This window comes from Heyndrickxia acidicola, from assembly GCF_001636425.1.
In the GTDB taxonomy this organism is placed as follows: Bacteria; Bacillota; Bacilli; order Bacillales; family Bacillaceae_C; genus Bacillus_AE; species Bacillus_AE acidicola.
On record NZ_KV440953.1, the window covers coordinates 2025891 to 2049557 of the forward strand.

Sequence of the window (23667 nt, forward strand, 5' to 3'; positions counted from 1 at the left end):
TTTAATATGCAAACCAGATTGCTTTTTGTTTTGTATAGGATTGCAGAGAATGAATCGCGTACTCTTTTCCCCAGCCGCTTTGTTTCCATCCGCCGAAAGGACTTGCAAAATCATAACATCCGTACTTGTTGACAAAAACCATCCCAGCTTGAAGTTTATTTGCTACACGATGTGCTCTGGAAACATCATTCGTCCAGAGACCTGCACCAAGGCCATATATCGTATCATTAGCCATTTTGATAACTTCTTCTTCTGTTTCAAAAGGAATAATACAAAGAACCGGTCCGAAGATTTCTTCTTGGGCAATTTTCATCTTATTGTCTACTTCAGCGAAAATCGTTGGGCGAATAAAGTAACCATTTGCATTTTCACCTGTTATATCACGTTCTCCGCCAGCCACCAAGCGGGCTCCTTGGTTCTTGCCACTTTCAATGTAGTCTAAAATGCGCTCCATATGAGCTTTAGAAACTTGAGCGCCTTGATTGGTTTTCGGGTCAAATGGGTCTCCTACTATATAGCTGTTCGCGAGTGCGGCAATGTCTTCAACCACTTTATCGTACACATCAACATGTGCAAACAAACGAGTCGGGGCAGAACATTTTTCCCCTTTGTGTGTAAACAAACCGTAAAATGAACGCTCAATCGCAAAATCAAGATCCTGAGCATCATTAAATAGAATGTTTGGAGATTTCCCTCCAAGCTCAAGTGAGACAGGCTTTAGGTTAGAATCCGCTGAATTGTGTACAAGCTGCCTTCCAATTTCCGTACTTCCTGTAAATGCCACTTTATCTACACCCATATGTGTGGCAATATTCCTTCCCGCTTCACCGCCGCCAAGGATTAAGTTGATGACTCCTTTTGGTAAAATATCTGCTTCATCAATTATTTCAAACAGCCGGATAACGGAAAAAGATGTTTTTTCTGACGGCTTTAACACGACCGTATTTCCCATAGCCAATGCCGGTGCAAGCTTCCATGCAGCCATATCAAGAGGAAAGTTGAAAGGAACGATTTGTCCGCACACACCAATTGGATCTCTTGTTGTAATGCTTAAAAAATCACCCTCAACAGGATTGTTTTCACCGTAATATTTATCTGTCCAGCCGGCATAGTATTCAAAAATATCGACTGATTCTCCAACCGTATCATGATAAGATTCTGTATATAGCTTACCGTTATCAAGAGTTTCGATTGTAGCAAGTTCTGCACGGTGCTCATCAATCAACGCACTGATTTTGCGCATTATTTTTGCACGTTCTTTACGCGATATCTTACTCCAAGCTCCATGATCGAATGCTTCTCTTGCTGCATCTACAGCCTTGTCCACATCCTCTTTTGCAGCACTTTGAAATGTTCCAAGTACTTGTCCCTTTGCTGGATTGATAGACTCGATTATTTCATCATTAAAACTATTAACCCACTCTCCGTTGATATATAATTTCTTTGTTTCTTTCAACCATTCTTCTGCCCAGGCTAATTTAGGTTGTTCAATTCTTTCAAATACTGTTTTTTCATTGATTTGTGTCAAGTTCCTCGCCTCCACTGTTATAATAATTTTTTATCCCTTCTCTGCCTCTTTCCTTCAGCAGCTTCGATACGGCAGAATATCCAACCCTTTCTTTCAGCTTCACAACGAGTGGGATAAAGCTGTTAGAAAGTTCTTCGCACCTTTGGTGATTTGCTTGAATTCCCTTTACACAATTCCCGGCAAACGATGAAAGGGCATTTTCCAGCATTTTCATCGCATCTAAAACATTTGCACCAGCAGCACCTTCAAATATGTTTAAATCCAACTCGCCATGTTCCAGTGATGCTTGAACGACACGGTCACAACCAATTACTTGAAAGCAGCATTGGATTAATGTTTCCGGAATCACAGGGTTTACTTTGCCAGGAAAAAAAGATGAGCCGGCTTGTACCGCTGGAAGCTCAATTTCAGCAAAACCAGCGTCTGGCCCTGATGAAAGAAGACGTAAATCTTTTGCTACCTTAATCAGGCAGGAGGACAGCATACGCAGTTCACTGGATACATTGGCAAGGTCATCGATATTTTGTGCTGCATCAAATAGATTTTCACGCTGACAAAACGGCCTTCCTGTAACTTCGCAAAGTTTGGATACCACAATGTCCCGGTAAGCCTGAGGGGCACCTATACCTGACCCAATCACGGTTCCACCTATATTAATCTGATAAAGTTTTTCAATAGCTTCTTCTAAAGAAGTCAATCTTCTCTTAATCACCGCACTATAGCCGCTAAAAGTATCTCCCAGCTGTATCTGCATTCCATCTTGTAAACAAGTGCGGGCAATCGTTGTCACTTGTTGAAATGCCGCTGCTTTTTCATCAATATGTTTTATACATCTTTCGATTTCAGCGCGCAGGGGCTGAAAACTTAGGATTATCGCCATCCTTATAGCGGTATGGCATACATCTGATGTAGATTGAGAGGCATTAATATGTTCTGTTGGATGAACCGGTTCATAGCTTCCTATTGTTCCACCCATTCTTTTATTAGAAAGATTTGCTATGACCTCATTCATGTTCATATTCGTACCTATTCCACCGCCGCCATGAAGGATATCAACGACAAAATGTTGATTATGCGACCCAGATAAAATCTCACTACAGGCAGTATTGATTGCGTCATACATTTCTTTTTTTATCGAGCCTATTTCAAAATTTGCACTCGCTGCCGCTTTTTTTACCATTGCAAGGGCTTGAATGTAGGTAGGATAGTTTCGTAAAGTTTGCCCTGAAAAAGAAAGATTTTGAACCGTTCTTATGGTATTAATACCGTAAAGAGCGTCAGCTGGAAGTTCGATTGTCCCGATGAAATCTTCCTCAATCCTTACTCTTTTCACTTGAATACCTTCTCTCTTAACACGAAAGTTAATATCAATCTTAAAATCTACTATATAGACTATATGCTATACATGTTTTCAATTAGGGATTACATTTAAGTCCATTAATGTATGCGCCTTCATAACTAAAAACAAGCAGATACAATTATTAAGGTCTGCGATGCTAATAAATCCCTCCATCCTTTAACGTTCGTATAATGAACATATTATTCATAATAAGAACTATATAATTATTGTAAATCGTATAGTGGATTCAGTCAAATCAGATTTTGTTTTTTATAAAAATTAAATTTTTTAACTAATCGTATAGGTAGCAATGATGGATGCGATTACTTTATAATAATTCATATGAAAACTAATAACTCACAACCAGACCAAAATAAAAAACAAGAAAATTCATTTGTGCAAGCAGTGGACCGAGCCTTAACATTGCTTAAATTAGTAGCAGATAATAATGCTCCCATCTTAATTGGTGACTTGGTAAACAAATCAAATATGAATAGGACAACTGTATGGCGGTTACTTGCCACTTTAGAACAGCATGATTTCATTGAACGTGATCCGCTTACCAAAGGGTATTGTATAGGTTATGCTGCAAGCCGGCTCGGAGCAGGAACAGATCAATATGCTCCACTTGTTCGCAGGGCTCGTCCAAGTATGGAACGTTTAAGGGAAGAAACAGGAGAATCTGTTCTTTTAAGTGTGCCCAAACATTTTGGAACTTTAACGATTGACCAAATTGATTCGCCGCACAGTGTCCGTTTAATTGATTATGTGAATGTTCTACTACCGCTTCACTGCACATCTAATGGAAAGCTGTTATTAAGCCGCCTTTCTAACGATGAGCTACACACACTGTTCCAACAACAGCCATTGGAAAAGATGACTCAGTTTACAATTACAGATCATGAACAATTACTTAAGGAGGTTGAGTTAGTACATAAAAATGGATTCGGAACTTCCTTGGGCGAATTAGATGAAAGTGAAAACGGTATTTCTGCACCTATTTTAGACAAACAGAAGAATCTAATTGCTTTTCTAAGCTTATGCGGTCCAAATTTCCGTTTTACAAAAGACAGGGTATTAGCGTCAGCTCCCCTTATCATCTCAGAAGCTCAAAGGATCTCTCAAAATCTTTAAATATGCTTTGTTTTATCAATACCTGCCCACTTATTTTATTCAATGGCTATGTCTTAACAACATGGTGTTTCCTATCAACATAGATTTTTTTAAAAAGGTTTTTAAATTTATCTTTCTAAAAAGAGCACCTTTGTGCTCTTTTTTTATGCTCCGCCCACCTTTTATCTTACGCTGTTGAAAATCGTCCTTTCAGCTTTTGGATATGATCTTAGCCATAGTATAAAAAATCAATTGACATAAATTAAACGAAAACTTTATAATTTGACTATAATTCAAATTACGAAAATATTGTTCATATTATGAACAGATTTACACAACAGTTATCCACCTATACTTGTAACCGCTTTCCTTCACTTAACCTAAATTCCCTTAGGGATTTAAGACTTGAAAGAAATATCAGATACTTCTGGATTTTCACTTGGTTGCAAGAAGATAGTATTTAAGGATACTGAAAAAGGGGGATGGAAAATATTCCAGATTAAACCTTAAATTTGGAACCATCAATGTATTTGCTTTTATATTTTCTTAAAAATCATAAAGAAAAGAGGGAAACATAATGGCTGAAAAAAGAATGAGGCTAGATGATGCTCCACTTAATAAGTTTCACTTAAAAATTACAGCGCTTACTTTTGGTGCCCATTTCACTGATGCTTATGCTCTCGGAATTATAAGTATTGCTCTAGTGATGCTTACTCCCCAAATGCATCTCACCCCGATTTGGGTAGGATTGATAGGGAGTTCTGCTCTTATAGGAATTTTTATTGGCAGCCTATTATTAGGATGGCTCTCGGACAGAATTGGGAGACAAAAAATCTTTATTTTTAATTTTTTACTTATTACCGTTGCAACGTTTTTACAGTTTTTTGTTCATAATGCTGTAGAATTATTTATTTTAAGGGTCCTTATTGGTATTGGACTTGGCGGAGACTATACAGTTGGTGTTACGATGTTAGCAGAGTTCGCACCAAGAAAGTACCGCGGCTCATTATTGGGCTCTTTAGAAGTCATGTGGGCAGTAGGATATGCCGGTTCAACAGTATTGGGATATTTTATGCAGCAAAGCTCTCCTGACTCTTGGAGATGGATGTTGGTAAGCGGGACTATTCCATCCTTAATCGTGCTTCTAATGAGGATTGGAACACCGGAATCTCCAAGATGGCTTATCAGTAAGGGGCGCAGGCAGGAAGCAAATCAAATTATAACAAAGCATATTGGACCAAACATTGAAGTTGATGAAACCGAGGTACAAAATCAAGGAGGATTTTCAAAACTATTCAATAAAAATTTACGTATACGTACGGCAATAGGAAGCTTGTTCTTCGTCTGCCTAGTTATACCATATTTTGCAATTTACACCTTTTTGCCTTCTATACTGACCCATATGGGATTTAAAGAAAACTTTTTGACTGATTTAGTATTAAACATATTTTTAATTATTGGTGCCATTTTCGGTATTTGGTGCACAGACAAATTTTCAAGAAGAGGATTCTTGATAGGTTCGTTTGCCATTCTCACTGTTTGCCTCTTTCTTTTAAGTGTATTACCAAGTGGATCGAGTGCATTGTTAATAACCTGTTTTATTATTTTCACAATCGTCATGTCAGCCGTTTGTAATCTAACAGCTGTCTACACGGCAGAGCTCTTTCCAACAGATGTACGAGCATCAGGTATTGGATTTGTAACAGCCATAAGCAGGGTTGGTTCTGCAGCCGGGACATTCTTCTTACCAACTGCTATTGCAAATTTTGGTGTTGCCTACTCTATGCTGGGACTTACACTTGTTTTATTAATCGGAATGATAACATCCATTGCCTGGGCACCTGAAACCAAAACACTGACATTAAGTGAGGCTAGTAATACTGAAACTGATAAAGTTAAGTCTCAATTGAAGGATAGTAAGGTTTTATAAAAAAGAGTAAATCCTCCTCTCTCTCCCCTATTTTAAAAGCGTTTACAAAATTATGTAAGGATCATAAAGGATTTATAAAGAGAAGCCAACAAAAAAACTGCACCTTCCATTGTTAGCAATACTAACAATGGAAGGTGCAGTTTTTTTTGAAAGAATGTTTTAGCGTGTTAGAAGCATCGACCCAAACTGCCGCTAGTGGTATTGATTGCTATATCGCTAACGGAGAAAAAACACATTATCATGCGCCATAGTGCGAATTTGAGGTGCATAATGGCCTCTATTAACGTTTTTTGTTGAAAACTTTGCTCGATTTTACTAGTTCATTCATGAGAAATGGTTACTTTACACGAGAAATAGGGTAAAAAACAACAAAGTCCTTTAACAAATCCTATTTTTTTATCTGAATAAAAAGAGATTGAGGAAAAATGTCTCAATCTCTTTTACATTCGTACAGCCAACTAATATAATTTTTGGCTAACCTTCATAGAGTCTGTTAAATTTCTATGTTGATAACTACTCAATTTTTAGCTCATTTTACAGGAAAGGTGTATGAAACAGCCGTTTCGTACGAACGCTAAAAAGCAACAGAGTCCTCTCTAACAACTCAAAAAAATTAGTATAATTTTTAATGTTTTTTATTGCAGATAAAATTCGTTTACTAGTTGAAAATTGGATAAGCCAGTTTTAAAATCTCATCTGTATGCACTCTCACATTTTTAACGACAGTATCGTTGATTTTGTTGTAGAGTACATAATTTTTCTGATTTGGTGCAAACGTTTTTTGCGTTTTAACCATTTTACTTGCAGCCTCATAAAAATCTTTGTAAATGGATAAATGTTGACATACACAGATTGCCGCTCCCAGACAGGCACTGCTGCTGCCTTCTCTTCTGTGAACGGGCAATCCAAAAAGATCTGCAATGATTTGCATAATGACATCACTCCTGGAGCCTCCGCCTATTACCACCAAATTATGTAACGTTACATCGATTTCCGCTAACATATCATCAATATTGTTCTTAATATTAAAAGCAATCGCTTCCAATATGGAGCGATAGATATGGTATTTTGTATGGCGTTGATCAAAGCCGATCATGATGCCCTTTCGATAGGGTTCAGATGGTGTCGATAACCAGTCAAGGATGGTAATCAGTCCATCACTTCCGACAGGTATATATTGTGCTTTTTTATTTAAATATTCCTCTTCCGAAACACCGAGTTTTCCTGCTTCTGTAATGAGTTCTTCACCAATTAGCTTTTTAAACCAACTCACTGTCCACATACCACGCCGTATTCCATTCGATTCGTACACATATTTAAACGGGATACAAGCAAGGGTAGGAAAAAAATTACGGGCATTTTCCTTATATTCATTTCTTAACACCATGGACGAAATGAAGGTTCCAAGAGAAATCATGATGGTCCCCTCATCCTTCATTCCAGAGCCCAATGCCTCGACAGCTTTATCATTGGCAGTTGCTACTACTGGAATATCCTGATAAAGCCCTAACTCATGAGCTAGTTCCTGTCTTAGCGTTCCTAGCTTTTCGCCGGGTTTTACAAGATCAAATACCATCTCTCTTTTTAAGCCATATGTTTGAAATACTTCATCGTCCCTGGACCATTCCAATGTTTCCCGGTCTAATGGCCAATGAACTTCATAATTTGAAGCAGTATCTTTAAATTCCCCTGTCAACCGAAATCCAAGATAGCCTGAAGTCGTCGTCACATACTTTACTTGATCATCAGAATGGACATATGGACTGTTCAGTCTTGAATCCATCCAGCTTATCACGGGATAAGCAAGATGGCCATCCGCCTTTAATAACACCCTGCAGCACCTGATGGTACAAAGGCCAATCCCGGCAATCTCTTTAGGATTGCCGGGAAAATTGGCCAGACAATTTTTCATGGCACCATACACGCTGTCCCATAAATCATCGCTGGAATGAATGACCACACCTGGTTCCGGGGATAAGGTTTCTTTTAATTGAAAAGCTCCAAAAGCTACTTCATTTCCTTCCAAATCGTAAATGGCTACTTTTGTACTTTGTGAGCCATTATCAATCCCCATTACATACCTATTCATATGGATCCCCTTATGTTAACCTTTAATATATTTCATGCCTTCTTCTTGAGGGAAGATGGTGCCAAAATTCATAATGCCATTTGGATCAAAAGCTTCTTTTAGTTTTTCCAGCATATAATAAGCTGAACCATGCTCTTCTTTTGTCCACTCGCTGCGGTATTTTCCAATACCATGGTGATGGCACATGGAACCGCCTAGCTTTAATGTTTCTTCAACAATAATAGTTTGGATTGGATGATGATACAATCTCATTTCATCCTCTGGTGCACAATTAATATTGTAGTTGTAGACAAAGTACATATTTGTCCCATTTAAATAGCTGTGGGATGAGTGGCCGCCAAGCATCGTAATATCTTCAATTCTATCAAACTCTTCCCTAACTCGCTTTATGACATTGTGATAAATCGTCGTAATGCTTTCCCAATCAGCCGATACTTCCGTTGTATAACCATCGTGCTTATGGTGATCCACCATGGTTTGGAATTCACGGTCAATGTGCGCCTGCGTCCAGTTCAAATGATTAAACCAATTTTCAATTAATTGGTCCTCAACTTTTTCAACAATTCCTTCGGAGAATTTAGCAGCCGCTTCTTTAATCGCTTCATTCGTGGCCTTGACGATCCCTGCTGGCCCTTCTGCCATGAAAATCAAAACACATTTGTCTTTATAGAAATCAGAAAAATGCTGTCTTGCATCTTCTTCAGAGTAAACGCGGGCAACGGATGGTTTAAAACCGTTCGTAATGACTTCTCTTAAAATATGGATACCAGTATCCACATCTTTAATTAAATACCCATGGAACACATTGTATTCTGGGTTGTATTTGAAAATTTTAACCGTAACTTCTGTAATGTAACATAATGTTCCTTCATTTCCGATTACAATATGCCTTATATCTGGCCCTCCGGCTCTTCTCGGAACATTTTTGATTCTGGAAACATGTCCATTTGGGAATACGCATTCTAATCCTACAACCATGTCTTCAATCGCACCGTATAAAGTGGAAAATTGGCCAATACTTCTCGTTGCCAATAACCCGCCATATTGTGCCACTGGTTTTGACTGTGGAGAGTGGCCTGTAGTGTAGCCTATTTTACGCAACTCATCCTCTAACGTTTGTAGTTTCACGCCTGCTTGTACAGTTGCTTGCATATTATATGGATCAATTTTGATAATTTTATTCATTTTTGATCCATCAATGACTAAAGCGGTTTCTTTCCAGTTTTCAAGTCCGCCTTCGGTTGCAGTTTTTCCGCTTCGAGGAATCACATTAATCTTGTTTTTATTACAGAACATGAGGAGTGACTTTACTTCTTCTGTAGAGTATGGATAGACAATTGCTATTGGCAGAGGAAGATTAAGGACTTTTTTTGCTTTTGCATATTTTTTATAGCGATCGGCCGATGCATCATATAGAACTTCATGGTCTATATTTATTTGATTGACTGAAATAATAGACTCCAATTCTTTTAATAACTGTTCTTTCACCTTAGAATTCTCTTCTATTTTTACTAACTGTTCATTAGTCATTGTACGATTTCTCCTTTATTGAATAGTTTCGTTATCTTACTAAGTATCCGCCATCCACATTCACTAAAGTACCATTGACATAATTTGAAGCGTCCGAAGCTAAGAAGACAGCCGTACCCATTAAATCTAAGATATTGCCCCATCTATTTGCTGGAATATGATCTAAAATACGTTGGTTCGCTTCAGGGTTCGCTCTTGTCTTTTCTGTAACAGCCGTAGCAAAATATCCAGGTGCAATCCCATTAACTTGAATATTAAATTGAGCCAATTCATCACAATATGCTTTTGTAAAACCTGCTAAACCGTGTTTAGTTGCAGCATATGCCGGCGACCATTGTCCTCCCAGATAAGAAAACAATGAACAAGTATTAATGATTTTTCCGCTTTTTTGCGGAATCATATACTTTGCTACTTCATGAGATAATTCAAAACCAGCCGTTAAATTAATAGCGACCATCTTATCCCACTGCAGTCTAGTAAACTTCGTTACATCGGGTTCATTAATACATATACCTGCGTTATTAACGAGAATATCTATTTTCCCATAAACATGAATACATTCTTCCGCGATTTTTTTACATGCACCTTCTTCAGTAACGTCTGTAATCATCAGATGGTACTTAACACCTTCTGCTTCAATTAAGCTTTTCGTTTCATCATTGTCATCAGCAATGCTGACGGCAAAAATATCGGCGCCTGCTTTTGCAAGTGCAAGAGCAAATCCTTGTCCCAATCCGGAATTTCCTCCTGTGATAATCGCTGCCTTTCCTTTTAAGCTAAAAAAATCCATCGAGAAATCATTAATACTCACTTTTTCAGTATTCATGCTGGTACCTTCCTCTTAATCTTTTGTTTTGTATAGTCGTTATTGTACATGAAGGATTTTTAATTGTAAACGAATTCAACAGAAAATTTTCTGTTTTTTTTTATTATTTTTTATCAAACGGAAAATTTTCCATTATTTCTTGACTACTACTATACAATTGATTAAACTATTTCTAAGATAAGGAAAAGAGAGATGTCATGATCAATATAAATGTAAATAAATTAAACCCACTTGAATTTTCTGTCCATCATAAACTGTCAAAAATGATTAAGATTAATGACAAAATAAAAATATTGGAAGCTGCTGATGAATGTGATGTGTCTCCTTCTAAGGTATCAAAGCTTGTAAGAAAATTAGGGTTTGAAAATTTTAAACAATACAAGCAATTTTTTAGCGGACAGGAAATCATGCCTGAAACCCAAGATAATTCAACCGAGTTAGAAAGACTAAAAAGTTTTATTGAAAGTTTTGATTACGAGTTAGTTGATCAATTTTTAACCATTTTCAAGAAATTCAGCAGAATTGTTCTTTTCGGATTAGGCCCCTCCTTTATTTGCGTTGAATACCTTGCTTATAAACTCGCACTTATATCAGAAAAAAACATTTTTGCAGCGCAAAGTGAAATGTATGCTCAACATTTGGTTAATGAGGATACACTTTTAATTATTTTTTCAGTAACCGGTAAATTTACATCCTTTGAAAACCTTTTACATGATGTAAAATCACGCGGTGCCGAAACCTTATTGATATTAGAAGAGTATAATAACTCTTTAAATGGAGAAATCGATAATATATTTTACTTAACCAATTCAACTCAAAATGAAAATCTGTTACCATTTGAAAAAACGAGAACCGTCTTCTTTATATTTATAGAAGAAATTATTGCAAAATTAATGTCAGAACGGCATACAAATCCTCAATAAAGCATTTCCCCCCTTACTGCTAAATTTTATTTTTCAGTCTTAAAAGGGTAATTTGTTAAAGGACTCTGTTATTTTCAGCTCATTTTCCTTTCTTTACTGTAACCTTTCAGCTGAGCTGAAAGGCGTGTGAAACTATCATTTCACACGATTGAGCTAAAAACGAGTAGTTTCCAACATAGAATATGATTAAATCTTAATATTTTGGAAGGTGATAGTACTTATAGGAGATTTAAAATTTAAAAATCTTTTTTGTTAAAGTATTTTGAAGTTATTTATTAAAACAAAATGATATGATAGAAATATTCTTGTACAGATCAATAAGGTATAGGGTTTTACCCTTAATTAGGTATAAAGTCCGAAGTTAAATAGAAGGATTTACTTCTTTCCTTTAATTTTTTTAAATAGAGAGAAGAAGGCAGCATGAACGGTTGAGTGAAAAGTAAGGAAGGGGTCGATAAGATGCTTTATATATGGGATATTGAGGAAATCATTAAAAATACACTGCTCGAGCATAAATTAAATATTAATTATGAATTGAACAATAAGCTGCCTTCCCCTATGAGTTATAACATTTCAACCAATACGCTAAAGTTTAACTATCTGCAAATAAATGGATACATTGCTAATATTAATTTTAAAATTAAAGAAACGGATAAAGACTGTGTTAAACTTATTCTTTATCATGAGCTAGGCTATTATTTAGATTTTAAGAAGAACAAACATGATATGAGAACATTAGTGTACGGCGGTGACGAAGAAAAAGCACATCTTCTGTTCCTAATAGAAGAAAACGCCTGGGAATATGGCAGAACCTTGGTACCGGAAAAACTTTTAACTTCATATGATAAAGTACGTGAAATAGATAAAATGCTGCTTAAAAACTATTAACCCAATTAATTAAATACTAAGTCCATGAATTCCGAAGAAATAAAGAGGGCTCCAGCGAAGTTGCTATTTTTTCTTAACAAGCGTCAGTACGTTTTTTTTGATAATTAGAGATTTTTTATTAATGTAAAGTTTTTAAGCAGTTCACTTTCATTGAGAGATATCCTACTCGTTAAGTCTTCTGTTCTCATTACAAATTCCTTTACCCCTATAAATTCGGATTCAGCAATTAAGTAAAACTGAGTCCCTTTTTTATATCCATTAAATTGTTTTTTTAGTTTATATAATTTCATTGGATAACCTGCCTGATTCCTATAGCTTTTGTGTTTAAATTATATCATTATAATCCTATTCTGCTTATTCAAGTGAACCGCCTTGTATTTATATTTTACTAATTCTTGTTCCCAAGCTACAAAAAAATCAGAAGTTATCCAACAAAATTTAGCACCAAGCCATTTAAGACATCAACAACGAATGACGTTTTAGTGTACAAAGCTTTAGAGATAAAAAAATTTAAGTGAAAATAAAATTACTAAAAAACTTTTAAATTACTTTTTTGCCATATATAATCTTACTTCTTGCGGAATAATTATGACACCTCCATTACTGTCAATATAGTCCGCAATATTAGTAAGAATAGTTTGTTGCTTCTCCTCACTAATCTCATGGAAATCCGAGAAGGAATTCATTAGTTTTAGATACCTTTGTGCAGAATATTCCTCATTCCATCTGTATATCTTGGTTATGGGCTCACTAAATAAATGATTAGTTTGTATCTCTGAAATTCTGCGATTATGCAGGCCCTCTGCTTCATTCTCACTTATAAAAGTATCCAGCTCGGGAGCATGCTTTCGATAAATATTTCTTATGTGATCTAACATTTCGGTTTTTGGCTCAACAATCGATGACATATGCCAAAAAACAGCCATTACTCCTCCGCTTTTCAATAAACCGTATGCTTTAGGGTACCCAGTCTCCGGTTTGATCCAATGAAATGCTGTAGCTGAAAAAATTAAATCATATGTTTCCTGATCGCACGTGTAATTTTCAAACGAAGTACATACAGCTTTAAAGTTTTTATATTTTGAATACTTATTCAATAGAAACTCTACTTGTTTTTCTCCAAGCTCCAATCCTGTAATGGAGTAATGATTTTTCACAAAATAATCTGTAGCCTGACCTGGCCCGGAGCCTATTTCAAGAATTTTCGCATCGTTTTTTATCCCTGCATACTCAACAATATCCTTAAACAACTCAAAAGTATAACCTGGCCGGGCTATTTCATAATCTGAGATGATATCATTAAAGACTTCTTTATTTGCCAAATTAATACCCCCCTCTCTTCAATATTCATTTTACAATTTTTCATTCAAATTTTATCATTATTTTTCATACTTTTCGCATCATTTCACCAATTACTTTCTTGTAAATAATAGACACCTATTATATTTCCGTGGCCTTCAAATGCTTTTGAAGAACTGTACAGCATTCTTCGTGCTAACTTTTCGTTCAACTCCCAAAAACAGACATATACATAAAAAAAGGAAGTCCAATTCGTATACGAATTGGACTTCTTTTTTACTTAAAAACAAAACGGTAAGGCTGTTTTTCCTAATTGTGATTTTGTTTTGCTAATGATTCTTTAGGCACATTAAGATTCATTTTTACACTCCATCACTAGTGGAAAGATCTACTATCTAGAGTAATGCTGCAGAAACCTTTTATGCTGGACCTATATTTATGCTTATAGTATTCCTGATTACGATGCAGGGCTGTATATCCTGACTCAGCTATTTTTATTTATACAAAAAAATCTTCAGGCTATCTTTCTTATCATAGGTGGCAAGCAGTACATTTTTAACATCCGTTTGATATGTATTTTTCAAACAGGAAATAAGCCAGACTTCGTCTTTCTGAATTTGTATTAACTCTTTAAAATTAATTTTACCTTCTTTAATAATCGTTCTTGGCAAAAAAAAGGGTCCTGTTTCACTGAAAGAAGAAGGTGTGAGCGGTTGGTATTTGGGATCAAGGAAAACTGAGATTTTCCCGTCCTCTTCCCAAATCGCTAAGGCTACTTTCTTCACATCTTCAACTTTTTCTTCCCGTAATTCTTCCAATAAATCATCTATAGATATCCTTGCTTTTTTTAATCCTTTATAAAGGATTTCTCCGTTTTGGACAATGGTAATTGGTTCATGATTAATTATCCTCCTAAACCAGGGCGATTTAAGCATGATAAAAATGCCCCCAAGATACAATATGACCAATACAATGGTTGTAATGATGGATCCTTTTAGCCCAAGACGCGCATCTGTTAACGGATGGGCAGCAATATTTCCAATGACTAAAGCAATTACAAAATCAAGGAGTCTTAATTGGGAGATGGCACGCTGGCCAAGCGCTTTAGCAACAATCACTAGAAATAAAAATACAACAACAGCCCGCAGTATCCATTCAATCGTAGTTAGTGATTCCTGGGCTTGAAAAAAATCCATGTAAGACACATCCTCCCCCCCTTAAGCTATCACTTAGTTTGACACTGATGTAATTTTAATAATCATATCAACAGCCATATATTAAAAATAATTTCATTCCATTATCTTATTTATAACATATCCCAAAGATCAAATATCTTTCATACAGTGATATGAAGTAATACAATACTCGGAATCATTAACGGCATCAAAAAAATTCTTTACTCACTTACCTACCTGTATAGATGTTTTGGAAACAGATGAAAAAATCTTTACTAATAATAATAGAGAAACCTGTAAAAGCAGTTCAAGCAGCTGCTTTTAGAATGCCAAAAACACCCATCAAGATTAGAAGACCAGATAGATGTTTTTGAAAAAAACTATAAGATTATCCAATCATCCCTGATATCGGTGAAAAAATCTCTAACGATTATTTCCGATATTGAAGAGATTGATCGGTTTTATCACCCAAAGAAACTAGTGGCTTTCACCGAAATCAACCCTAGTAGGTTTGAACATTTTAGAATTATAGGCACCGTAAACAGGATATTTAAGGAGGATCGGAAAGAAAACGCAGATAGTTGTGCAAAACTTTTTAAAATCATTTAAAAAGTTTCTCAAGAATTTCAAAGTTTCCTGAATTTTTTTAACGCTTGTGTGTTTAATAGATATAACAGGAATGCATACACAATTAACCCGAGAAGATAAGCCCAGATTTGAAGGAAACCATCGCCATAAATCATGACACCTTTAATCGCAGCTGCACCATAATATACTGGCATAATGTAACATAGATACCCTAGATGATATGGGATTAAATCTAATGGAATCAAACCCGAAAAGAACACTTGCGGAATAATGGTAAACGGAATCATTTGGACGACTTGCAGCTCTGAACTAGAAAACACAGAAATCATGGCACCAAATGAAACGGCTGTAACGGCTAATAAAACCATCGCTGCCAAAATCCAGCCAATGTTCCCAATTGAACTTAATTTCAACACATAAATAGAATAGAGGACAATGAGGATCGCCTGAATAACTGCAAACACACCATATCCTATCGTATAACCAAGAATGACCTCGCCGCGTTTAACTGGTGTCATCAATAATCTTTCCAATGTCCCCCCACTTCGTTCTCTTACAAGCGCCATTCCCGAAATGATAAAGACTAAGAAGAATGAGAATATACCAAGAAACACATATCCGAGGGAATCAAATGTTGACTCGCCTTCAGACCCATAAACATAGGACATATTGACCTTTGCAGAAGGATTTAAGGAAGTTAATGCCTTTTGAATATTAGTTACTGCCTTTGCCGCTTTAGACGAAGGCTCATACATCGTAACAGCTGTTCCCGAACTTTTTGAAATAGTAAAAATTGCATCCACATCATGATGGTCCTTTAAATATTTTTTTACATGTTTAGCATCACTGTCCGAAATGTTAACAACTTTCAACTCTTGTGCTTTTAAAGCTGTTGCAAGAGGTGCTGGTATTGCACTATTGTTAATTCCAATGGTTGGCACATAGCCTGAATCACCAAGCAAGAAATAAAGCAAAGTCAAAATCAATAGCGGCGCAACTAAAATCATCATAACACTGCGCTTGTCATTTATCGTTTGACGGATGACGCGTTTAGCTAAATTCATCATTGTAGAGCACCGCCTTTTGAATCTCTTGAAGCGTTGAAAAACAGTTCTTCGACACGTCCGTTTTCAGTTTTTTTAAGTAGATTTTTTACAGTATCATATTGAATCAAGGAACCATTATAAATAAGTGCCGCTTTATCGCACTCTTTCACTTCATCCATTACATGTGTGGAAACAATAATGGTAGTCCCAGATTCTTTTATTTTTTGAAATTGACTCCAAATGGTTCGACGCAGCACAGGATCAATCCCTACTGTTGGTTCATCTAAGAATAACACCTCCGGATGATGAAAAATTGCAGCAGCAAGTGAAAGCCGCTTTTTCATTCCCCCAGAAAAATTCTTGACCAACTTTTTTCGATGCTCCATCAAATCAACCAAAGCAAGTACTTCATCCAGACGCTTTTCCAATTTATTTTTATCTACATAATAAAGTCCTGCAAAAAAACGCAAATTGGCTTCTGCAGATAGATCGTCATACAACGCGTCGTTCTGCGGCATAAATCCGATCTTTCTCAACATATTTAAATTTGGCATTTGTACGTCATCAAAATAAATAGTCCCATTATCCGCAGCAATTGCCCCAATCATCAGGCGTATCAAGGTTGTTTTCCCAGAACCAGAAGGCCCAAGCAAACAACAAATTTCTCCCGATGGAAGTGTGAATGTAATATCCTTAATGACTTGCTTTTGATCAAAGCTTTTACTGACATGCGAGATTTGAATAGCCATGTTTCCCCTCCACAAAAATAGATAAATGATCTTGACATTTCTATCTAAAAAACTCCATTCCTCCATATTTTCAGGTAAAATGATAAACAACGTGTTGTTTATTACACTAAAATTATAATTTTTGATAAAAAACTTAACAATAATCAGAAATTAAGAATGTGTCGGTTATCCAACACCTTTTCTGAATGTGTTGAAAAAAATTTAGGTGGGGAAATATAGTGGGGAATATAAGTTCAGATTTACGCGTTATTCGTACAAAAAAATCTATCCGAGAAGCGTTGGTGCAATTAATTGAAGAAAAAGGTTTTGAAGCGATTACGGTTAAAGACATAACAACCAACGCAAAAATTAATCGTGGAACTTTTTATAGCCATTATAAGGATAAATATGATTTAATAGCCAAGTGTGAGGAAGAATTTATGAATGAATTGGAAGAAAAAATTATAAAGAACGTTCCAAACATCATTGCAGACCTAGGAACAAACACTCCGAACACAACATCCTTTACCATTCTTGTTCCATTTTTCGAATATTTAAATCGAAATAGGGGATTTATGAAAGCTGTGTTAGGTCCAAAAGGGGATCTATCGTTCCAAACAAAATTGAAAGAATTTATGTGGAAAACCCTTTTTAAAACGAACAAAAATCCAATTGTAAAGCAGGAAAATCTTCTTGTTCCACCTGAATACTTAGTTTCCTACATCGCTTCAGCACATATAGGGGTTATTCAGCAATGGCTGAATAATGATAGAAAAGAATCTCCACAAGAGATAGCTAGAATTATTTCCACAATGACTATAAATGGCCCTTTATTTGCGGCAGGATTGAAAAATTAAATGGAAGGTCATGGGATGCACCTTATCATAGCTATATGCCAAAAACAATCAACTTCAAAAAGGTTAGAATTAAATTTATTAAGCGGACAGATCTTCTTCCAAGCTTTCACTTAGTTTACGATTTAGACCTTCTCTAAGATCCTGTTATTGAACTACAATAGCAAAAATGGTATTATACAACTAAATATTCCTTTTAAATCGGTCCAGAGAGGCTGAAAAGGGCAAGTATTCTTACTATAGGTTCAGTCTGCCTATGCCCTTTTGTCCTCTGTGACAAAAGGGCATTTTTGGTTTTACATGGTACTCTTTTTAACGTAGTCCTGTGAGGCTTGAAAAGAGAATGGAAGATTATTCGCTTGAATACAAATCCATTCCCTTCAACAACATTTAAAACATGGAGGGCGAAAAAATGAATAATCAGAAAAAAACTGTTATGGCATCCTTTACAGGCTTAACATTAGAAGGCATGGACATCATGTTTATCTCCTTTGCCATGTCAATGATCATTGCTAATTTTCATATTAGCTTAGCAGCGGGGGGACTCATTTCATCCATTACAAATTTAGGAATGCTTGCTGGCGGAGTTGTCTTTGGAATTTCAGCTGATAAATTTGGCAGAGTCCGGACTTTTACCTATAGCATTCTTTTCTTTGCCATAGGAACAGCGTTAACTGGAATGGCCTCGAGTATGGAGCAGGTCTACATTTTCCGTTTTATTGCCGGACTCGGTGCTGGCGGAGAATATGGAATCGGGATGGCACTTGTGGCGGAGGCATGGCCGAAGGATAAGCAGGGCAGAGCCTCATCTTATGTAAGTACCGGTGCTCAAGTGGGGGTTATTATCGCGGCTTTGTTAAGCGCTTTGCTTCTTCCTGTTTTTGGATGGAGAGCACTCTTCTTTGTGGGAATTATCCCTGTCATTTTTGCCGTCATGTTACGTAAAAACTTAAATGAATCGCCAAAATGGCTGGAAACACAAAAACAGAACAAAGCAAATAAAACACGTGAGACAGGAAAGCTTCTTCAGTTGTTCGCTGATCGCAGAACAACGTTAACAACCATTTCATTAGCCATCATGGCTACCGTTCAAATTGCCGGCTACAACGGTTTGATGATTTGGCTCCCTTCCATCCTGCAAAAATCGCAGGGTTTATCCGTTTCAAGTTCTTCATTATGGACGATCAGCACAGCTGTCGGAATGCTAATTGGCATGCTGACCTTTGGACAAATCATGGATCGATTCGGAATGAAGTCTTCCTTTGGGATTTTCTTACTTGCCTCTGCGTGTGCAGTATTTTTTTACTCCCATGCCTCCGGCAGTGCAGAAGTGCTAATTGGAGGAGCGATTGTAGGCTTTTTTTCAAATGGAATGTTTGCCGGCTACGGTGCATTAATCAGCCGTTATTATCCAATCCAGATTCGCAGCACTGCCACCAACACCATTTTTAACTTTGGCCGGGCACTTGGAGGACTATCCCCCATTTTAGTGGGTTACATTATACAAAGATACGATATAACCATGGCTATGACGTACCTTGCTGTTTTATACTGTGTATCTTTTATTGTTATGCTTAGTCTTAAGAAAACCAAGAATGTAGAAATAATAGAAGTAAAGCAGGCTTCTTAGGGAAGCTTAGAACTTGAATGGCATCAGTTTTAGTAAATAGAAATGCAGTAATAGGGAAGCAGGTTCCAATACTTGCTTCCCTTCGTTTATACTGCTTTCCTAATATCTGCATAGGTATTGTATAACCACATGTTCGTCCTATTTTAAATTAAATTGAACTTTTATATAAACAATGCATATTATGTATGAAGCTTTAATGTCAAAAAAATTGTCGAGGGCTGAAATTTTAGATGAAGTATAAAAAAATTAGAAACCGAATTTCCATAAATAAAATTGAAGTAAATAACGTTGATACTGCTTCTGGTATATTTGTGGGGACTAATTATTCAAATAATTGGTCATCCCATAGAAAAAATAACTATGGATTTGGTTCTGTCAGTAATAGTAATATTTATCAAAACTTTAGCTATGTAGTGGATAACGATATAGTCGATACACCCATTAATCAAAATACAGTAAATGTAATTGAACGCGGTAAAAACATTAATAACAATAAAGTGGATGTTTTGGAAATTAAAATAAACGTTATAGATACAAACTCTGCACTATCCTTAGGTGAAAATGAATTAAATGGATGGAGTTCACATGGCAAACGAAATGGAGGGCAAGGCAGATTTATAGGAGAATTTCAAAATACACAAAATTCAGGTGTAATTTTAGATCAGGATATCATTGACACACCTATAGACAATGTAAATCTTGATCTTGGTTAAATTACACCTTAAGCGTTAGGAGGGAAACTTCATTGGCATTATCTTTTGCAGTAGGAGCAATCAATGTTAATTCACAAAATACAAATGCGGCTATTTCAGTCGGTGAAAACCAATTACCTGGCTGGGCAGCGCATCGCAAAGTAAATAATGGTCTCGGGTTTCAGGCTGGTAATTTTTTTAACATGGGTAACGGAACGTTTACCGTTGATACAGATTTTATTGACGGACAAATAAATAACGCAAATATCTCCCCAAGCGTACAGGGACAGAGTTTATAATAGGGGATAGCAAAGCTTACATTGAAATTTAAATAATATGTCCAGCCAATCCTTTTTAGAAGGATATTTTTTTTGAATTCCAGCTTTCCCTTTTAGTTTAATCATTATTAGCTGAGTTTTAGCATAGATTTATGTAAATAGGGTTGTCATTCCTGCCTCTTTACTTAACGAGGAGGTAATACATGAAAAAGATATATGACCGTACAAAGATCAACAAAATGTTAGGTCCAGATTTTTTTAATCTATTATCAGAAGTATCTCCTTTTGTTTCCCCCAGGATAGATGTATTTAAAACAGATCATTACTTTGTCGTGTTAGCGGATGTAGCGGGAGCGCATCCCGATGAGCTTAGGTTAACACTTCAAGACGGGGTTTTATTTATTGAAGGATACATCCATAATAAACTAATCCAGGATGGCGCTGAAATTATTGCTCAGGAAAGATTTTATGGACAATTTCAAAGGTCCATCACAATTCCAGCCTATTGCTTATTAAATAAATTAAAAGCTCATTTTAAAGATGGGATTCTAATGATACAAATACCTATGATTCCTTCTGATGGGGGAATGGAAGAAACGATTGAAATAAGTTAATTCGGAGGGAACACTATGACAAAGATTAATTTTCAAACCATTAAAATTAATAATCTGAGAAATTCATCTGGTTTATTCCTGGGAACGAATAATCAAAAAGGAAGAGTTAGTAAAAATATACTAAATGAAGGCTTTGGAACGGTTAATGGCAAAAACAGTGAGGTGAAAAAAAACAGCGCAAATATTGAAAAGAAATAATGAAATAGTAAGAAACTTTTATTAGAAAAAGGATTTGAGTATGGATGGACAATCAGACATTAATGGAATCATTAGAGAAACTAACAAAAAAAGTAAACGCTTTGGAAAAATCTCTTCAAAACAATCATGCAAAGGTTCAAGTCCAAGTAGACATCCAAGAATTTAATTTAAAAGAATTAAACCTTGAAGAACTGGCCTTCCATCTCGATAAACTTGATATACAAGAGTTAAGCGGCATGTTAAACCTTGGAAATACTTTCTCCCCCATGGTTACTAGAAAAAAAAGTGAAGAAAAAGCTAAACGAAGGCAGCCTAATCCATTAAATAAGAATAATAAGGAAATAAAAATTAATATTAGTGGAAAACCAGTCCCTTATTCTTTTAATAGTGGAAAGGATGATGAACGTGAATAAATTTTCTCCTTCCTTTTTTATTGGCAGTATCTCTATTGGAACGGTAGAAGGTGCCTCCTGCGTGAATTTTGGCAACAATTTGCCAAGTGGATTTACTAACTATAAAAAACACAGCCAAGGGTTTGGCACAGTTTCAGGTGATAATGCAGATGTCCATGATCTATTAGCCAGACTTGAACAGCAAGATACAAAAGATCTGTTTCGTTACGATAGTAATGTTGAAGAAAATTCTCATGAAATCAACGAAATGCTTAAAGAATTAATTTTGAATGATGATGTTTCTATCGAGGATGAGGACGATGAACAAAATGAGCCGATCGATATTAACATTGAATAGGTAGAATACTTGTTAACTTCTAAATAATCATCTTTTCATTAGAAAAAGAATTACCTAAGCAATTCAACATTTATTAATGCCATCCTTTATAGTTAGGTTACACAGTTTCAATACCATTAGTTGAGATAATATATTGAAGTGTATAATTCTTTTTTCTGGAAGTACATAGGCAACTAACTGTATTCATCATCCTATGAGAAGTATGAAAATTTTCCCAACACTTAACTTTTATGATAATAACCTTTCCCCCTCCTATTTTAGTCGAATATCTTTCTTTCCACTATTTCATTAAAACTGCCAATATAAACTTTAATGGATTTTTCACCTAATTTACCGTCCTTCATTAAATATTCTTCTAAGATCAATACTCTCCTCTTAATCCCTCCTTTCTGCCAATTTCTTATTTAACTGACAGCAAATAATAAAACTTAGAGGGTCTACTTCTCTATTACTGAAACCTCACAGTTCCTGTAAAATAACAATTATCAAGTTAAATCAAAATTGGGGTTGTACATAGATATAGGCAGTGTTCTAATCATCCTGCTGGGTTGATTTCCGCTGCAGGCGCTCGCTTTCCGCGGGCGGCCGGGAACCTCCTCGTCGCAAGCTCCTGCGGGGTTTCCCTAAGGCCTGCTGATCCCGCAGGAGTCTCGCACCTTCCGCTCCAATCAACCTTTGAATTAAATCAAAATTAGGATTGTACATTGACATACGCTGCGTTCTGTTCATCCCGCTGGGTTGATTTCCGTTGCAGGCGCTCGCTTTCCGCGCCCTGCCGGGAGTCTAATCATAGTAGCTCCTTCGGGGTCTCCATAAAGCCAGCTGATCCCGCAAGAGTCTCGCACCTTCCGTTCCAATCAACCTTTGAATTAAATCAAAATTAGGATTGTACATTGACATACGCTGCGTTCTGTTCATCCCGCTGGGTTGATTTCCGTTGCAGGCGCTCGCTTTCCGAGGCCTGCCGGGAGTCTAATTATAGTAAGCTCCTTCGGGGTCTCCATAAAGCCAGCTGATCCCGCAGGAGTCTCGCATCTTCCGCTCCAATCAACCTTTGAATTAAATCAAAATTGGGATTGTACATAGGAATAAGCAGTGTTCTAATCATCCTGCTGGTTGATTTCCGTTGCAGGCGCTCGCTTTCCGAGGCCTGCCGGGAGTCTCATCATAGTAAGCTCCTTCGGGGTTTCCATAAAGCCAGCTGATCCCCGCAAGAGTCTCGCACCTTCCGCTCCAATCAACCTTTGAATTAAATCAAAATTAGGATTGTACATTGACATACGCTGCGTTCTGTTCATCCCGCTGGGTTGATTTCCGTTGCAGGCGCTCGCTTTCCGCGGGCGGTAGTGGAACCACATCGTTGCTTGCTTACGAGCGATCCCAATAACTTGCTGAAATCGCAGGAGTCTTTTACCTTCCACTCTATCAACGTTGAATCCAAACGAGCATTGGATATTACTAGATATGCTTAGTGTTATTCTTCCCTCCTGTTATACTCTGCTCGAATAAATTTACAACAGAGACACCATGCTAATATTTGTACCAAGTGTTCTTCTCCCCTTTACCTTTTCTGTCAAAAATAAAAAAGAAGTCACTCAAGGCCGCTTATACCCGCCTTTTGAGTGACTCTCTTTTTGGATTTTTCCTTC

24 protein-coding genes are annotated in these 23667 nt (G+C 36.5%); 12 read left to right on the plus strand and 12 right to left on the minus strand.

The features are described from left to right. Position 1 precedes the first annotated feature (1 nt). Complete coding sequence (locus tag A5N88_RS09440; protein ID WP_083953097.1) at positions 2–1528, minus strand: aldehyde dehydrogenase family protein; 1527 nt, start codon at positions 1526–1528, stop codon at positions 2–4. Continuing rightward, on the minus strand, positions 1512–2861 hold the full coding sequence (locus A5N88_RS09445; RefSeq protein ID WP_066265123.1) for a lyase family protein: 1350 nt from the start codon (positions 2859–2861) through the stop codon (positions 1512–1514). Before A5N88_RS09445 ends, A5N88_RS09440 begins: the two co-directional genes overlap by 17 nt. A gap of 402 nt (positions 2862–3263) precedes the next feature. Between A5N88_RS09445 and A5N88_RS09450 the strand changes: the two genes are divergently transcribed. Together A5N88_RS09450 and A5N88_RS09455 are read left to right on the plus strand one after the other, a co-directional pair. Beyond that, complete coding sequence (locus tag A5N88_RS09450; protein WP_232317554.1) at positions 3264–4001, plus strand: IclR family transcriptional regulator; 738 nt, start codon at positions 3264–3266, stop codon at positions 3999–4001. 556 nt (positions 4002–4557) lie between these two features. Further along, a complete protein-coding gene (locus tag A5N88_RS09455; protein WP_066265129.1) occupies positions 4558–5910 on the plus strand; it encodes an MFS transporter in 1353 nt (450 codons plus the stop codon). A gap of 658 nt (positions 5911–6568) precedes the next feature. On the opposite strand, the gene A5N88_RS09460 is transcribed toward A5N88_RS09455, so the two are convergent. From A5N88_RS09460 to A5N88_RS09470, 3 genes are read right to left on the minus strand one after another with little or no spacing between them, the layout of a single operon-like run. After that, the gene (locus A5N88_RS09460; protein ID WP_066265132.1) at positions 6569–7999 is read right to left on the minus strand and encodes an FGGY-family carbohydrate kinase; all 1431 of its coding nucleotides are present in this window, start codon (positions 7997–7999) and stop codon (positions 6569–6571) included. Positions 8000–8014: 15 nt separating this feature from the next. After that, positions 8015–9529 carry an FAD-binding oxidoreductase gene (locus A5N88_RS09465; protein ID WP_066265135.1) on the minus strand — a complete coding sequence of 505 codons (1515 nt, stop codon included), beginning with the start codon at positions 9527–9529 and terminating at the stop codon, positions 8015–8017. Positions 9530–9560: 31 nt separating this feature from the next. Further along, positions 9561–10355 carry an SDR family oxidoreductase gene (locus A5N88_RS09470; RefSeq protein WP_157090634.1) on the minus strand — a complete coding sequence of 265 codons (795 nt, stop codon included), beginning with the start codon at positions 10353–10355 and terminating at the stop codon, positions 9561–9563. Between the two features lie 197 nt (positions 10356–10552). Here A5N88_RS09470 and A5N88_RS09475 point away from each other — a divergent pair, with 197 nt between their 5' ends. After that, positions 10553–11278, plus strand: a complete 726-nt coding sequence (locus tag A5N88_RS09475) for a MurR/RpiR family transcriptional regulator (RefSeq protein ID WP_083953098.1) — start codon at positions 10553–10555, stop codon at positions 11276–11278. Positions 11279–11737: 459 nt separating this feature from the next. Beyond that, the gene (locus A5N88_RS09480) at positions 11738–12166 is read left to right on the plus strand and encodes a hypothetical protein (protein ID WP_066265143.1); all 429 of its coding nucleotides are present in this window, start codon (positions 11738–11740) and stop codon (positions 12164–12166) included. Positions 12167–12270: 104 nt separating this feature from the next. Here A5N88_RS09480 and A5N88_RS09485 read toward each other — a convergent pair whose 3' ends face one another. From A5N88_RS09485 to A5N88_RS09505, 5 genes are all read right to left on the minus strand, one after another. Then, entirely contained in the window at positions 12271–12456 is a 186-nt protein-coding gene (locus tag A5N88_RS09485; RefSeq protein WP_066265145.1) for a hypothetical protein, read from the minus strand. Positions 12457–12711: 255 nt separating this feature from the next. Beyond that, positions 12712–13488, minus strand: coding sequence for a class I SAM-dependent methyltransferase (locus A5N88_RS09490; protein ID WP_066265147.1), 777 nt, complete (start codon positions 13486–13488; stop codon positions 12712–12714). Positions 13489–13959: 471 nt separating this feature from the next. After that, positions 13960–14661, minus strand: a complete 702-nt coding sequence (locus tag A5N88_RS09495; protein ID WP_066270414.1) for a DUF421 domain-containing protein — start codon at positions 14659–14661, stop codon at positions 13960–13962. A gap of 605 nt (positions 14662–15266) precedes the next feature. Next, on the minus strand, positions 15267–16295 hold the full coding sequence (locus A5N88_RS09500) for an ABC transporter permease (RefSeq protein ID WP_066265149.1): 1029 nt from the start codon (positions 16293–16295) through the stop codon (positions 15267–15269). Continuing rightward, positions 16292–17023, minus strand: coding sequence for an ABC transporter ATP-binding protein (locus tag A5N88_RS09505; protein ID WP_066265151.1), 732 nt, complete (start codon positions 17021–17023; stop codon positions 16292–16294). Before A5N88_RS09505 ends, A5N88_RS09500 begins: the two co-directional genes overlap by 4 nt. Positions 17024–17241: 218 nt before the next feature. On the opposite strand from A5N88_RS09505, the gene A5N88_RS09510 reads away from it, so the two are divergent. The 8 genes from A5N88_RS09510 (at position 17242) to A5N88_RS09545 (ending at position 22018) form a co-directional block, all read left to right on the plus strand. Then, entirely contained in the window at positions 17242–17859 is a 618-nt protein-coding gene (locus A5N88_RS09510) for a TetR/AcrR family transcriptional regulator (RefSeq protein ID WP_066265153.1), read from the plus strand. A 409-nt stretch (positions 17860–18268) separates the two neighbouring features. Then, positions 18269–19486 (plus strand): MFS transporter, encoded by a 1218-nt coding sequence (locus A5N88_RS09515; protein WP_066265157.1) that lies wholly within the window; start codon positions 18269–18271, stop codon positions 19484–19486. A gap of 230 nt (positions 19487–19716) precedes the next feature. Beyond that, a complete protein-coding gene (locus A5N88_RS09520) occupies positions 19717–20199 on the plus strand; it encodes a hypothetical protein (RefSeq protein WP_066265158.1) in 483 nt (160 codons plus the stop codon). Positions 20200–20231: 32 nt separating this feature from the next. Next, the gene (locus A5N88_RS09525) at positions 20232–20477 is read left to right on the plus strand and encodes a hypothetical protein (protein ID WP_066265160.1); all 246 of its coding nucleotides are present in this window, start codon (positions 20232–20234) and stop codon (positions 20475–20477) included. 182 nt (positions 20478–20659) lie between these two features. Next, the gene (locus tag A5N88_RS09530) at positions 20660–21070 is read left to right on the plus strand and encodes an Hsp20/alpha crystallin family protein (RefSeq protein WP_066265164.1); all 411 of its coding nucleotides are present in this window, start codon (positions 20660–20662) and stop codon (positions 21068–21070) included. Between the two features lie 15 nt (positions 21071–21085). Continuing rightward, the gene (locus A5N88_RS09535; RefSeq protein ID WP_066265167.1) at positions 21086–21268 is read left to right on the plus strand and encodes a hypothetical protein; all 183 of its coding nucleotides are present in this window, start codon (positions 21086–21088) and stop codon (positions 21266–21268) included. A 44-nt stretch (positions 21269–21312) separates the two neighbouring features. Continuing rightward, positions 21313–21681, plus strand: a complete 369-nt coding sequence (locus tag A5N88_RS09540) for a hypothetical protein (protein ID WP_066265170.1) — start codon at positions 21313–21315, stop codon at positions 21679–21681. Then, a complete protein-coding gene (locus A5N88_RS09545) occupies positions 21674–22018 on the plus strand; it encodes a hypothetical protein (RefSeq protein ID WP_157090635.1) in 345 nt (114 codons plus the stop codon). The genes A5N88_RS09540 and A5N88_RS09545 overlap by 8 nt, the downstream gene beginning before the upstream one ends. Before the next feature lie 531 nt (positions 22019–22549). Here the strand turns inward: A5N88_RS09545 and A5N88_RS09550 are convergent. Beyond that, positions 22550–22747: a hypothetical protein gene (locus A5N88_RS09550; RefSeq protein ID WP_157090636.1), complete on the minus strand. Its 198-nt coding sequence runs from the start codon at positions 22745–22747 to the stop codon at positions 22550–22552. A 371-nt stretch (positions 22748–23118) separates the two neighbouring features. Further along, positions 23119–23439: a hypothetical protein gene (locus A5N88_RS09555; RefSeq protein WP_066265176.1), complete on the minus strand. Its 321-nt coding sequence runs from the start codon at positions 23437–23439 to the stop codon at positions 23119–23121. Positions 23440–23667: the final 228 nt, after the last annotated feature.

Excerpts from the sequence above, each read along its gene's own strand:
- A5N88_RS09465 (WP_066265135.1), bottom strand. The coding sequence starts at position 9,529 with ATGACTAATGAACAGTTAGTAAAAATAGAAGAGAATTCTAAGGTGAAA.
- A5N88_RS09475 (WP_083953098.1), top strand. The coding sequence starts at position 10,553 with ATGATCAATATAAATGTAAATAAATTAAACCCACTTGAATTTTCTGTC.
- A5N88_RS09550 (WP_157090636.1), bottom strand. The coding sequence starts at position 22,747 with ATGAACAGAACGCAGCGTATGTCAATGTACAATCCTAATTTTGATTTA.
- A5N88_RS09500 (WP_066265149.1), bottom strand. The coding sequence starts at position 16,295 with ATGATGAATTTAGCTAAACGCGTCATCCGTCAAACGATAAATGACAAG.
- A5N88_RS09455 (WP_066265129.1), top strand. The coding sequence starts at position 4,558 with ATGGCTGAAAAAAGAATGAGGCTAGATGATGCTCCACTTAATAAGTTT.
- A5N88_RS09520 (WP_066265158.1), top strand. The coding sequence starts at position 19,717 with ATGAAGTATAAAAAAATTAGAAACCGAATTTCCATAAATAAAATTGAA.
- A5N88_RS09470 (WP_157090634.1), bottom strand. The coding sequence starts at position 10,355 with ATGAATACTGAAAAAGTGAGTATTAATGATTTCTCGATGGATTTTTTT.
- A5N88_RS09515 (WP_066265157.1), top strand. The coding sequence starts at position 18,269 with ATGAATAATCAGAAAAAAACTGTTATGGCATCCTTTACAGGCTTAACA.
- A5N88_RS09460 (WP_066265132.1), bottom strand. The coding sequence starts at position 7,999 with ATGAATAGGTATGTAATGGGGATTGATAATGGCTCACAAAGTACAAAA.
- A5N88_RS09530 (WP_066265164.1), top strand. The coding sequence starts at position 20,660 with ATGAAAAAGATATATGACCGTACAAAGATCAACAAAATGTTAGGTCCA.
- A5N88_RS09495 (WP_066270414.1), bottom strand. The coding sequence starts at position 14,661 with ATGGATTTTTTTCAAGCCCAGGAATCACTAACTACGATTGAATGGATA.
- A5N88_RS09535 (WP_066265167.1), top strand. The coding sequence starts at position 21,086 with ATGACAAAGATTAATTTTCAAACCATTAAAATTAATAATCTGAGAAAT.
- A5N88_RS09505 (WP_066265151.1), bottom strand. The coding sequence starts at position 17,023 with ATGGCTATTCAAATCTCGCATGTCAGTAAAAGCTTTGATCAAAAGCAA.
- A5N88_RS09480 (WP_066265143.1), top strand. The coding sequence starts at position 11,738 with ATGCTTTATATATGGGATATTGAGGAAATCATTAAAAATACACTGCTC.
- A5N88_RS09485 (WP_066265145.1), bottom strand. The coding sequence starts at position 12,456 with ATGAAATTATATAAACTAAAAAAACAATTTAATGGATATAAAAAAGGG.
- A5N88_RS09540 (WP_066265170.1), top strand. The coding sequence starts at position 21,313 with ATGGACAATCAGACATTAATGGAATCATTAGAGAAACTAACAAAAAAA.